This window comes from Methanosphaera sp. (assembly GCF_022768985.1).
Taxonomy (GTDB): domain Archaea; phylum Methanobacteriota; class Methanobacteria; order Methanobacteriales; family Methanobacteriaceae; genus Methanosphaera.
Genome location: NZ_JALEKL010000012.1, coordinates 15,663 through 29,424 on the forward strand (window position 1 = coordinate 15,663; position 13,762 = coordinate 29,424).

Annotated in this window: 11 protein-coding genes; 2 read left to right on the forward strand and 9 right to left on the reverse strand. The window is 29.2% G+C overall.

The window, feature by feature from the left end; all coding sequences use genetic code 11:
• Positions 1-24: 24 nt before the first annotated feature.
• The 7 genes from MRZ80_RS06535 to rnz all read right to left on the reverse strand — a co-directional run bounded on the left by MRZ80_RS06535 (position 25) and on the right by rnz (position 7,748).
• Positions 25-954: a triphosphoribosyl-dephospho-CoA synthase gene (locus tag MRZ80_RS06535; protein WP_292537539.1), complete on the reverse strand. Its 930-nt coding sequence runs from the start codon at positions 952-954 to the stop codon at positions 25-27.
• A 178-nt stretch (positions 955-1,132) separates the two neighbouring features.
• Positions 1,133-2,104: a porphobilinogen synthase gene (gene hemB, locus MRZ80_RS06540; protein ID WP_292537541.1), complete on the reverse strand. Its 972-nt coding sequence runs from the start codon at positions 2,102-2,104 to the stop codon at positions 1,133-1,135.
• Positions 2,105-2,185: 81 nt separating this feature from the next.
• A complete protein-coding gene (gene speB, locus MRZ80_RS06545; protein WP_292537543.1) occupies positions 2,186-3,094 on the reverse strand; it encodes an agmatinase in 909 nt (302 codons plus the stop codon).
• A gap of 143 nt (positions 3,095-3,237) precedes the next feature.
• Positions 3,238-4,818, reverse strand: coding sequence for a replication factor C large subunit (locus MRZ80_RS06550; RefSeq protein ID WP_292537545.1), 1,581 nt, complete (start codon positions 4,816-4,818; stop codon positions 3,238-3,240).
• 17 nt (positions 4,819-4,835) lie between these two features.
• The gene (locus tag MRZ80_RS06555) at positions 4,836-5,795 is read right to left on the reverse strand and encodes a replication factor C small subunit (protein ID WP_292537547.1); all 960 of its coding nucleotides are present in this window, start codon (positions 5,793-5,795) and stop codon (positions 4,836-4,838) included.
• 207 nt (positions 5,796-6,002) lie between these two features.
• Complete coding sequence (locus MRZ80_RS06560; RefSeq protein ID WP_292537549.1) at positions 6,003-6,695, reverse strand: SHOCT domain-containing protein; 693 nt, start codon at positions 6,693-6,695, stop codon at positions 6,003-6,005.
• A 117-nt stretch (positions 6,696-6,812) separates the two neighbouring features.
• A complete protein-coding gene (gene rnz / locus MRZ80_RS06565) occupies positions 6,813-7,748 on the reverse strand; it encodes a ribonuclease Z (protein WP_292537671.1) in 936 nt (311 codons plus the stop codon).
• A 205-nt stretch (positions 7,749-7,953) separates the two neighbouring features.
• Between rnz and nadC the strand changes: the two genes are divergently transcribed.
• A complete protein-coding gene (gene nadC / locus MRZ80_RS06570) occupies positions 7,954-8,796 on the forward strand; it encodes a carboxylating nicotinate-nucleotide diphosphorylase (RefSeq protein WP_292537552.1) in 843 nt (280 codons plus the stop codon).
• A 255-nt stretch (positions 8,797-9,051) separates the two neighbouring features.
• Positions 9,052-9,468: a hypothetical protein gene (locus MRZ80_RS06575; protein WP_320786689.1), complete on the forward strand. Its 417-nt coding sequence runs from the start codon at positions 9,052-9,054 to the stop codon at positions 9,466-9,468.
• Positions 9,469-9,639: 171 nt separating this feature from the next.
• On the opposite strand, the gene MRZ80_RS06580 is transcribed toward MRZ80_RS06575, so the two are convergent.
• Together MRZ80_RS06580 and MRZ80_RS06585 are read right to left on the reverse strand one after the other, a co-directional pair.
• Positions 9,640-12,615 (reverse strand): DEAD/DEAH box helicase family protein, encoded by a 2,976-nt coding sequence (locus tag MRZ80_RS06580; protein ID WP_292537556.1) that lies wholly within the window; start codon positions 12,613-12,615, stop codon positions 9,640-9,642.
• Positions 12,608-13,759, reverse strand: coding sequence for a restriction endonuclease subunit S (locus MRZ80_RS06585; RefSeq protein ID WP_292537558.1), 1,152 nt, complete (start codon positions 13,757-13,759; stop codon positions 12,608-12,610). The genes MRZ80_RS06580 and MRZ80_RS06585 overlap by 8 nt, the downstream gene beginning before the upstream one ends.
• Positions 13,760-13,762 lie beyond the last annotated feature (3 nt).

Genomic DNA, 13,762 nt, shown 5'->3' on the forward strand with positions numbered 1-13,762 from the left:
TCTCCCATTAAATTAGTTTTAGTTCTATATTCCTGTTATTGAATACTTATCAACTAGTCCTACAAATAATGATGCTGCTGTAAAATCAGCAGTTGTTCCAGGATTATATTTATGATCTATAAGGTAGGAGTCAAAGTTTTTCAGTGATGTAAGTCTATCTTTTGTTGCGATTGTTGTATTTTTTAATATTTCATTTGCTTTTGATGAGACTTTTTTTGCAACTTTTTGTCCATATTTTCTTTCAATTAATGTATCTGGAGTACTTGCTAGTATGTTCAGATATACTTCGATTGTAACATCGTTTATTTCATATTCAGATTCATACTTTGCATAGGTAGGATATCCATACTTTGATATTACAGGTAGTTCATTGATTAGTTCATATGATATTTTATCATAGTCCTCTGACATCTTAAGTAAGTCATAGATGTTAATGTGATTGTTTCGTATATCATCAAGTGTTGATGCTTGATTTACATCATAGTCTTGTGTTTTACCTTCAAGTCCACCTGCATCTGCCATAGATATTGCCTTTACTAATGCAACTGCATCGTCTACTTCAGTATTTTTAATAATAGTATCTAATGTTTTTTGTAATTTATTAATTGGATTTTCATCAACTAATGCACCAAATGTTGCAGCTATTGGTATTAGAAGCATACTTATGCCAAGATTTGTATTTGTATGTGTTAGAGTATTTGTTCCCCTGACACAGTCAAATATACATTCTCCTATTCCAATATCATTTAACATATATGGATATGATTTATGTCCATTATATGCTGCAATATACAATGGATCTCGTATAGATGCACTACTTATTAGAAAATCTTCATATTTCATATCACTAAAGTCCTGTGTTCTGTGTACATTTCCAGGCTTAGGATATCCACTAACTTCAAGTAATGTTGCTATTTCACCAAGCTTTGCTATATCTTGAGTAGTTAAATTCATATCTCATACTGTCTCCTAAGAAAATTTTTTTATTTATCTATTATTAATTAAATTTATGTAAAAACAACATTATTAATATTACTTTAATATAAAGAAATGTTCTAAAATTATAGGGTTGTTATTTAAAAAAATAAAAAAATAAAAAGGGGGATGGTTATGGAATAAAAAATATTTTTTTTTATAAGTCTTCTGCTAGCATTGGTACAAAGTAGCTTATTATCATATCTGCACCAGCACGTTTTATACTTAGAAGTGTTTCATAGAGTAAGTCTTTTGTAATGTATCCTTTTTCTATTCCTGCACAGATCATTGAATATTCACCACTTACCTGGTATGCTATTGTTGGCATTTTAAATGTCTGTTTTACTTCACGTAGTACGTCAAGATATGCAAGTGCTGGTTTTACAATTATTGCATCTGTACCTTCAAGTACGTCAAGTTCTACTTCACGTATTGCTTCATTGAAGTTTCCTGGATCCATCTGGTATGATTTTCTATCACCAAAGCTTGGTGCTGAATCTGCTGCATCTCTAAATGGTGCATAGTATGTTGATGCATATTTTGCTGCATATGAAAAGATTGGTGTATTTACATAATCATTTAAGTCAAGTGCTGTTCTTATTGCATCTACACGTCCATCCATCATATCACTTGGTGCTATTACATCTACACCTGCATCAGCATAGCTTACTGCTATTTTTGATAGATATTCTAGTGTTGGATCATTTTGTACATATCCATCATCATTGATTATTCCACAGTGTCCATGGTTTGTATATTCACACATACACACATCACCTAAAACAACAAGATTTGTCTGTTCTTTTAGTGCACGTATTGTTTGTTGAATTATTCCATTAGGATCATATGCACTTGATGCTACTTCATCTTTATGATCTGGTATTCCAAAGAGTATTACAGATGTTAGTCCTTTATCTTCTAGTTTTCCTGCATATTCTACTGCATCATCTACTGAGTATCTGTATTGTCCAGGCATTGTATCGATATGTTTTGGACTTCCATTTTTTGCTGATTCTTCTATATATAATGGGTAGATGTAGTCGCTCATGTCAGGTTTTGGTGTTTCACTAAACATTTCACGTATTCTTTTATCTGCTCTCATTCTTCTTAGTCTTGTTGTTGGAAACATTTTAAATCTTTTCTCCTGTAAAATTTAATTTCATTATTTATTTAATTGAAGTTATGTTTTTTAATATATTTTATATTTTTATTAATTTAGGCTATTATCTTGTGTTGATTTATGTGTTAGGAAATCATATATTACCTTTGCAGCATTTATTGATGTTACATCACCTATTGTATCTGATGATACCTCAACTACGTCAAGTCCCACCACATCTTTATTTGATACTACCTCTATTATATCTTCTACATCACGTGGTGTTAAGCCACATGGTGCTGGTGTTCCCACACTTGGTGCATAGGCAGGATCAAGTACGTCAATATCTACTGTTATATATACAGGTGAATCTATTTTATTTAATGTTTTTAGTATTTCATCTTTTCTATCAAAGATGTCATAACTTGTATAGTATGATATGTTATCTTGTGAATTTACATATTGAAGTTCATCATATTCAGCAGATCTTATACCAAGTTGTATTATCTCTCGTGGATTGTGTTCTGCAACTCGTCTTAGTACTGTTGCATGTGAAAATTTCTCATCAAGATAGGTGTCACGCATGTCAAGGTGTGCATCAAGATGAACAACAGTTAAGTCATGAAATAGTTCATGGTCATAGTCATAAATTGCACCAAGTGTTCCATTTGTTATTGTGTGTTCTCCACCTACTGCTATTGGCTTTAATCCCATTTCAAGAAGTGTTTTTGTTGTATCTTCTATCATCATATTTGTCTTTTCATAGTTTCCATTATTTAATGCTACATCTCCTATATCATAACATGGTGCTGTTACATGCTTATTAAAACGGAGGTTGTATGCTTCAAAGTTATATGATGCTTCACGCACAGCCTTAGGTCCATATCTTGCACCTGATTTATATGTGGTTGTACTGTCAAATCCTACTCCAAAAAATGCATATGCACCATCTATGTAGTCATCATCATCGAGTGGTTGTGAAAATGCAAAGTTCATCATATTATCTGCATAAAAAAACATAAAAATATCAACTCCCTAGTATTATTATTTTGAAATTTTTATTTTATAATTGAAAAAAAGTTTTAAAAAAAAATTAATTAATAAAAGTTGAGAATTTTATTAAAACTTATCCATCCTCAACTAAAATATTGTGCTTATTTTTTTTAGAAATCAAACAATGTTGTCTGTTTTGATTTAGGTTTATCATCAGATTTTTTAGGTTCTGTTTTTTCCTTTTTATCAGCTGTTTTTGTATTATCTGAGTTTTTAATTTCAGGTTTATGTGTTGTTGTTTTTTCAACTTTTACCACTGGCTTTTCATCAACAATATCATCTGTTAAATCAAGAAGATTTCCACCACTTACTGCTGGTTTATCTTCAACTTCTGCTTCAACTGATTGTTTTTCATTGATGTTAAAGTTATTTAAGCTAGCATCCCTTTGAAGTTTAGCTTCTTGTTGTTTTTTGTACTCATCAACTTCCATTTTTTGTTGTTTTTGAAGTTCTTTTTCACGTTTCTTTGCAATGGATGCAGGGATCTTACGTGGACGGAATAGTTTTACTTCATCATCTGTTAATTTAAAGTATTCTTTAAGATCATATGCCTGTTCATTATCCTTAAACATTTCCTTATAATATGGTATTTGACTTTTAAGTTGTGCTGGTGATGTGTGAAGTTTAACACTCATCTTCTGTGTTACAGCATCAATGAGCTTGTTTTGTTTTCGTGCCTTTGATGCTCTTGCATATACAGTTGAGTTAACAAAACGTCCAAATTTATGATATTTTTCATGTTTTGCATTTGCAACACCACGCCCCATAAATAGAAATGCATACTTCCAGTAGACATAGTTTTGTGTTCTAAATGCACGTCCAAGGTTAATATCTGCAAGTGATATCATATCATATGCCTTTGCAACTTCCTCTGGTTTTTCATATTCACGTGGAATATTTTCAGCAAGAAGTTCAATTAAAAACTGTGGCTGTGCATCAGTATTCATTGCCTCTTTTATGTGTTGTGGATTTTTACTTTTAAGAATAATTGTAAGTGTATCAAAGATTCCATTTTTTGTATCTTTCTTTTTAACTACATTTACATCATCCATTGTTATTGATTTTTCATCATCAACAATTGCCTCAAGTGATGTAATTGCAGATCTAAGATCTCCTGCACTTTCACGGCTAAGATGCATAAGAGCATCAGGGTCAAAGTTTATTCCCTCATTTTGACATATACGACGCAGTTGTGCATTAATTGATGGTGATCTTATCTTTGTAAATTTAATAACTGTTGAATTATTCTTTATTGATGCAATATTTTTACTATATGGATCATTTGCCATCAAGATAACTGGCTGTTTTGCTGTTTTTATTGTTTCATTAATTGCACGTCCACCACTCCTATCATGACGTCCTGATATACCATCAACTTCATCAATAATTATAAGCTTATATCCCTGGTGGAATAAACTACGTGTTTTTGATGATTCACCAACAGTTCTTTGTATAAGATCATATGATCTTTTATCACTAGCATTAACTTCTATAGTTTCTGAAAAATATTCCTTACCAACTAAGTGTGCAATTGTTGTCTTTCCAACACCAGGTGGTCCTACAAGTAGTAGTGGCTTTTGTGCTTCTCCTGCTAACCATCGACTTGCCCATGTTTCGATTTGGTCTTTAATTTTTCCATTTCCAACAACATCAGCAAGTGATTGAGGAGCATATTTTTCTACCCATTTCAATTTAATTGCTTCCCTTTTTATTTTTTAACTATTAAAAACTTACTAAGTAATGCTTCAATTTGAAGTCTTGCATTTGCTCCTTCACGGATACGATAGTCACATTCACTGATATATTCCATAAGTTGAATAAAGCTATCTTCACTTATTAAATCCTCAGATGACATAGCTACAACTTCCTGGTATATCTGTGTTATAAGGTCATCTCCACTTACACCATCAACAATCATTACATCACGAAGAAGATTACGTGCACTCATAAAGTCATGATCAAGTGCTTTTAGTATGATTTTTCTAACGCTTTTAGGCTTTGCCTTATTTACAACATCGTTCACTGCATCTGCTGTAACTTTTCCTTCTGTTGTTGTTGATGCTTGTAGTATGTTTATTGAACGTCTCATATCACCTTGTGTGAAGTATACAATATTTTCAAGTGCTGCTTCTTCAACATCAAGATTTTCACATTCTGCAATATATTGTAATCTTTTAATAACCTGTCCTGCCTTAATTGGTGTAAAACGGAATATTGCACATCTTGACTGGATTGGATCTATTATTTTTGATGAATAGTTACATGAAAGTATGAATGATGATGTTTTTGTATACATTTCCATTTCACGTCTTAGAGCTTGCTGTGCATCTTTTGTCATGTTATCTACCTCATCAAGGAAGATTATTCTAAATGGTGCACCTACAGCTTTAAGTTTACAGAAGCTTTTTATCTGGTTACGTACAGTGTCAATTCCTCTTGCATCTGATGCATTGAGTTCTAGGAAGTTTTGTTGCCAGTATTCTCCAAGTAGTGATTTTGCAAGTGCTATTGCACATGTTGTTTTTCCCACACCTGCTGATCCTGTAAACATTATATTAGGTAATGATTCTTCTTCAACATACCTATTTAATCTTTTAACAATCTGATCTTGTCCTATTACATCATCTAATGTTTTTGGTCTGTATTTTTCTACCCATGGTATATTCATTGTATTATTCACCCATAAATTTTATGAAATTTATATTAAAGTTATATTTTCTTTTATTTTAAAAAATTAGTTCTTTATTCTATTAAGTTAATTGTTTATTATATTTGTAAATTCTTAAATAAATTATTTTATGAAAAGCATTATTTTAGATAAAAAAATTTTGTATAAAAAAAAATATAATAGTTGGGGGAGGTTATGGTGTTTTATTTAAAGATCTAGTAGTTGTTTTTTCTTAGCTTCAAATTCTTCTTGTGTTATAATTCCATCTTCTTTTAATTCATAGTAGCGTCTTATTTCATCTACTGGATCTTTCTTTTCATCTACTACATCTATGTTTTCATCAACAACTGGTGTATTATTTACAGGCATTTCATCTACTTTTACATCATTAAATGGCATATTTTGTTGTGGATGTGCATCCATAGATGGTGCTGCATCCATTGGTGCCTGTTGAGTTGGTGCCTGTTGTGCCATTGTCTGTTGTTGTAGTGGATGATTTGGTTGTGGCATGCCCTGTTTTGGTTTTGGCATTTGACTATTATTTTTTGGTTGTTGTTTTGGTGCTTCTTTTTGTTTCATTTGAAGAATTGTTTCATAGAATCTTTTAAATTCTGGATCATTATCATCTAAACCTTTAAGAACAAGTGTTTGATTTCCAATTCCAATGTATATTTTTGGTTCATTTAGGAAGTTTCCTTCATCAAGTTTTAGTGATAGGATCTGTGAAAGATTAAGTCTTGGAATTGTCTTATTTTCATATGATGTGAAGATTATGTCACGTCCTTTAAGAACTACTGAACATTTTCCATATCCATCCAATTTTATTCTTCCTACTGCTTCCCCTTTATTTATGTAAGGTATTAATTCTGGATCTATTTCTTCTTTACTAAAAAATGACATTATTATCACGATCTATTTTTTTTAAAGTTGGAATGTATTTAAATACAAATCATTAATATTATCTTATAACTTTTTTCATATTTAATAATTTAATCTTATTAATATTATTTTAATTGTTTATTTAAGGTTTTTAATTACTGTAGGCTTTTTATTTTCAATTACTAGTTGCATAAAATCATATGCATAGTGTGTATTTTCAAATACAGCTTTTGCTTCATCTTCAAGTTCTTTTGATTCTGTGTATCTGTTTGACAGGTGTGTTAACACTAAAAGATTTACACCTGCATCTTTTGCAATATATGCTGCATCTTCAGCTACTGTATGTCCATTTTCCTTTGCTTTTGTGCGTATATCTTTTGTAAATGTTGCCTCATGAATTAGTACATCAGCATCACGAGCAAACTCCACCATTGCATCACATGGTATTGTATCACCACTAAATACTAGTTTTATACCTTTACGTGGTGGTCCTGTTACTTGTTGTGGTTTTATTATTTTTCCATCAACTTCAACATCTTCTCCACTTTGTAGTTTTCCAAATAGTGGTCCTGGCTTTATTCCTAGATCTATTGCTTTTTGTCTTAGGAATTTTGGCTGTCTTATCTGTTCTATTTTATATGCATAGTCTGGTACTGTATGTTTCATTAGCCTTGCTTCTATTTTAAAGTCATCTTGTCTGTATACTTCACAGTTTTGTTCTGTTATTTCATGTGTTATTATTTCATATCCTATTGTTGCATAGCCTAGATGTTTTATATTTTCAAGTAGTTGTCCTATTCCTTTAGGCCCATAGATGTTAAGTGGTCTGTCTCGTCCTCTGAATGCTAGTGATTGTATAAGTGCTGGAAGTCCTAGTATGTGATCTCCATGAAGGTGTGTTATGTAGATATCATCTAGTTTCATTGGACTTATTTCTGCTTCCATTAATTGTTTTTGTGTTGCTTCTCCACAATCTAGTAGTATCATACGATCTGATACTTTTACAACTATTGATGTATGATTTCTTTTTCGTGTTGGAATTGCTGATGCTGTACCTAAAAATGTAACTTCTATAATAAACAGCCCCTATTGTATTATTTTTTTTGTTAAGAGAGGATGAAGATTTTCTCATCCATTTTCTATTAGTATAATATAAGTTTATGTTTTTTAATTCATTTAATTATTTTATATTAATAATAAAAACTATAAATATAATACAATAATAGAGAAATAAACTTTTTTAAATTTAAATAAAATATTTATGGGGAAATGATTATTAATGACTATTTTTAGTGATGATCGTATTATTGAAAATATATATGATGATATAGGATTTGAAGATATTACAACAAACAGCTTAGTAGATGATGATAAATGGGCACAGGCAACAGTTATATGTAAAGAAGATGCAGTAATTGCTGGTATGGATGTTGCATGTTTTATTCTTGAATACTTTAATTTAAGTATTGTAAGTCAATACTTTGATGGAGATAAAGCAAAAAAGGGTGATGTAATACTTGAATATGAAGGAAGTGCAAAAGACATACTAATATCAGAACGTAGCATACTTAACTACCTAATGCATCTTAGTGGTATTGCAACAACTGTTAATAAAACAGTAAAAAGAGTTCACAAAGTTAATCCACATATTCGTGTTGCAGCAACACGTAAAACCACGCCTGGTCTTCAAAAGCTTGAAAAACATGCAGTTGAAATTGGTGGTGGAGATGCTCATCGTTTCCGTCTTGATGATTGTATACTAATTAAAGACAACCATATTCAAGTTGTGGGAAGTGTTATTGGTGCAATTGAAAAGGCAAAAGAAAATACAAGCTTTACAAAAAAAATTGAAATTGAAGTTGAATCAACTGATGATGCACTTAAAGCTGCAATGTTTGGAGCTGATATTGTAATGCTTGATAATATGACACCAGATGAGGTTCAAAAAACTACTAATGAACTTAAAAAAAGGTACCTTCGTGATAATATACTAATTGAAGTTAGTGGTGGAATTACACCAGATAATATCATGGATTATGTTGATTGTGATATTGATGTTATATCAAGTGGATTTCTAACAAACAGTACAAAGTCTGTTGATATGGGACTTGACATATTATAAATTTGATTCCATGTAAAATAAACATACATTATAAAATATGATAAATTCATTTAATTATTTAATAGATTTTATGTTTAAAAGTATTTTATTTTAAAGCAATCTTTAATAATTTAAGATATATTTATAAAATAAAAACAACATAAATATAACATGAGAATATTCAAATGAGTACTAAAATAAATAGTCATCAAATGTAATATTCATAAGGAGAATTATATTATGGAAGAATATAACAACAACATAGAAAATGAAGAAATCATAGAAGAAGAATTTAATGAAGAAGCATTCGATGAAATGGTGGATGATGAAGAAAATGAAAAACTACCATTTGCAAAAGCAGAAGTAGTTCGTCTTATGAAACAACACCTAGATGATGACAAAATGATAAGAGAACGTGTAAAAGTAGAAATGAACAAATTCCTAGGTGACGTTCTTGAAAATGTATGTAAACAATTAAATCAATACCCATATTCAACAGTAGAATATGAAATGCTTAAAGAATCAACATACCCATACAGAAACATTGAAAGAATCAATGAAGAAAAACTAAGAATCCTAAAACACCTAGATGCAATAAAAGCAGACTGTGACGCACTAAGTATGGATGTTAAAGCAACACTTAAAATCAACGACAGACCAGATCAAGACGAAGAAGAAGACGATTTATTCTAAGTCAAAAAAATAAAAATATATTACAATCCCCACCCCCAATTTTTACCTTTTTTTTAAAAAAAATATTAAATTTATAATAATATTTACATAACTAATCTAAATATTCATCTAAAAAATTAAATTCTAAAAAAAATAAGAAAAAAAAGAGAATTATAATATTCAACTAATTTTTTATGATAATAATCCTTTGTAAATATCATCAAAAATAATACCTTCAATTCTTTCTCTTGATTCCCTGTCCTTAATTAGTAATGAACTTAAATCTTTTGTAGAATCTGATGAATTTACTAAGTTATTAATCAAATATTGTTTAAAACTATTCTTATCTGACTCATTACTAAAAACTGAGGATCTAAATTCTTCTTTAGAATTATTTTTTACTGAATCTTTTAAAATACTAGAATTAATCATATCTTCTTTTATTTTATTTATTAATGAACAACCATCATCAATATCAAAATCCTTTCCTTTTTGATCATGAAGCATTTTAAGTATTTCAGATAAATGAATTTCTTTATCATCTACACTTACAATATTACTACTTTGATTAGTTCCATGTATTATCTCATTTTCACAGATAATACCTTTATGATATTCATCTTTTTTTTGTTGTTTAACTTCACTAATAGCAATAAGACCATCTAAGTTACATTTAAATTCATATTGACTTTTCAAATATGTACTTAAAGATGAAAATAAATTATATTTTATATGAAGAGATTTATCTTTAAAATCTGAAGATAAAGTTAAAAATTCATAAACTCTGATAAATTTATGTATTAACTTTCTAAGTTTATCTCTTTCATCTTCTGGAATATTTTCAATCTTTGAAATTTCAGATTGAATAAATTTAATTAATTCTTTTGTATTATTATTATCACTTAATGATTTATTGAAATTTCTAAGATCTTCCATGCTTATGTTATAATATTTATTAATCTTTAATTCTAATTCATAGATACTTCCTACTGATAAGATATCACCTAAAAGTGTTGTTTGAGTATAATATTGTGAAAATGCTTCTTTAATATCTTTATAATCGTTTTCAAAGTCAAGAATAAAAGTATTCTTATTTGATGAATATGTTCTATTAAGTCTTGAAAGTGTTTGAACAGCATTAACTCCTCTTAATTCTTTACAAATATACATTGCACAAAGTTTTGGTTGATCAAAACCTGTCTGATATTTATTTGCAACAATTAATATTCTATTTTCATCTTTATCAAATACACTTGGAAGTTTATCTGCAGAAAATCCATTTATACTCTCTTCACTAAATTCACCATCATATCCTTTAAGTTTTACCTTATCTGTAAAAGCCACAAGAGGAATATTAATATCAAGATGCTTTTCAGCAATATATTTTTTAATAGCTAAGTAATATTTAACAACAGCTTCTCTTGATGAGGTAACAATCATAGCTTTAGATTTACCACCTAGTTCACCATTTACATTACATAAAAAGTGTTTAATTATAATTTCTACTCTTTGTTTAATATTTTCATCATCGAGTGAAATAGCTTTTTTAATTTCACCCATTGCTTCACGTGGCTTATACTTGGGATCTTTTGATGTTATCTTCTCAATATTACAATATGTTTCATATGTTGTGTAATTTTTAAGTACATCAAGAATAAATTTTTCCTCTATTGCTTGTTTCATAGAATATATATGGAAAGGTTCTTTTTGTCCTTTATTATTTTTTCTTCCGAATAAATTTAATGTTGAATCTTTAGGTGTTGCTGTAAAAGCAAATGTTGAAATATTATCCTGTTTTCCATGAGCTTTCATATCCTTTTCAATAAACTGATTAGGTGTATCCATACTTTCTTTTGATGATAAAGTTTTATATACAGATCGCATTTCCTCACCTGAAGTTGAAGAATGAGCCTCATCAATAATAAGAGCAAATTTCTTATTTTGCATAGATTGTACTTTATCTATTATGTAATTAAATTTCTGAATTGTTGATATGATAATTTTATTATTTCCCTCCAAAGCTTCGGCAAGATCAATAGATGTACAACTATTATCCATAGACTTAATAAAACCTCCTTGATGTTCCAGACTATTAATTGCATCTTGAAGTTGTCTATCAACAACTATACGATCAGTAATAATTAAAACACTATCAAAAATAATTTCATCAGACTCATTATGAAGAGAAGCTAACCTATATGCAAGCCAAGCAATAGACTTAGTTTTTCCACTACCTGCACTATGCTGAATTAAATAGTTCTTAGATGAACCATTAACCATGACATCTTCAAGAATTTTATGCACAACATCACGCTGATGATACCTTGGAAAGATTAATGATTTTTCTTTAACAATATTACCTGTATTTTCATCAACAACTCTTTTTTCATCTAAAAAAATAAACTTACTAATTAACTCAATAATTGAATCCTTAGTTAAAATATCCTCCCACATATAAGAAACTTTACAAACTTGATCATCATCACTAGGATTTCCAGCACCCTTATTTATACCACTTCCACTACCCCTATTAAATGGTAGAAAAACAGTGGAATCTCCATCAAGTTTAGTTGTCATATAAACATTTTCAAGATCCATTGCAAAATTAACAAGACAACCACAATTAAACTTAAAAAGTCTTCCATCAGGATCTCTACTCTCTTTATACTGATCAATAGCATCATAATAAGATTGACCTGAAAAATTACTTTTAAGCTCAAAACTCATAATAGCAAAACCATTAAGAAAAATAACAAGATCAACTCTTTCCTTATCAGATGCATGAACCTCTTCAATAACAGATAAAATATTATTACCATAATTTACTACAAGATCATCATTAAAAGAGTTAGCAGGCTTATTATACATCAAATTAACCTTAATATTTGAAATAGTAACACCATGTTTAAGAGCATAAAGCAAACCAGTATCATTTTTGATAACTCTATTAATCTCACTAACTATCTCATTAAGATCTCCATGATATACTTCTTTAAGTTCACTTAATGTATCAGGCTGAGTTTTAGATAAAAAATCAAAAAATAAGTCACAATCCATAGCACAAGATTTATCAAAATCATGACTTTTTCTTATAATAAAATTATTTTCATCCTTAAGATAATTAATAAAAAACCTCTGAAAATCACATTCTTTAAGAACATTAATCATCTACCATAACCTCTTTTTTACCTGTCACATACTCATAAATAAGAGACTTCTCATACTCCTTAAGAACCTCTAACTGCTCCTCTTTTAAAGCAATAACTTCATCAATACTAGAAACCTTCTCATCTAAATACTCAGCAATTTCTTCTTGTTCTTTTAATGATGGTAATGGAATATATTGATTTTTTATTGTTGTTGCTGTAATTAATGGTTGTGCAGTTCCTGAAGCTAATAAATCATATGGTAATAATTTAAGTACATAATATAAAAATCTAAGATTTATATGAGTATTATTTTTAATTATTAATGCATTATCTGATACCCAAACATCTTTAACTATGAAAAAAGTTCCAGTAGTTTTTACTTTTGCTCCAACCCTTCCCATTATTAAAACTTCCTCATATACATTTTTTTTATTTATATTTCCAATTTTTCCATTTGCACCCATGATATCATATTTACCATTATCTACATAATCATTCTTTGAAACATATTCACCACTATTAATACTACAAACACTTTTTATTTTGGAAGTTCTCCAGTTTTCAGGTATCTTATCTATCCATTCAACACCACTATCTTTCAAAGAAACATTATCATCAAGTCCCCTTGTAACTACTTCAGAAATTAATGATAACTTATACTCTTTAAGAATTTGAACTTGTTCTTTAATTTCATGAGAAATTTCATTTATATCTGAACATTTTTTATTTAAATAATTTGTAATTTCTTTTTGTTCTGATATTGGAGGAAGTAAAAAAGGCATACTTTTTAGAAAATTTCCATCCACATGTGGAATTCCCATCCCATTAGTATTCTTTTTAAGTTCAATTTCCATAAATTTTAAATAAAATTTTCCATAATCATTTATTAATTTCTGATGATTCTTAGATAATATTGCTGTTGTAGAAGGTGCATATCCTTTAGGATGATCTAAAATAATTTCACCTGCTTTAGATCCATCCCATAATAATAGAATATCATCTTCTTCTACTAAATCACCATCTTCAGCATATTTTAACACTACATCTTTTCCCCTAATATAATCCATAGATAAATATGGAGTTAAAGAGTTATCATCATAAAATTTAGAAGGTAATTTAGCTTTTTTAATATTATAAACAAATTTAAGTCTTAATTTTCCCAATGA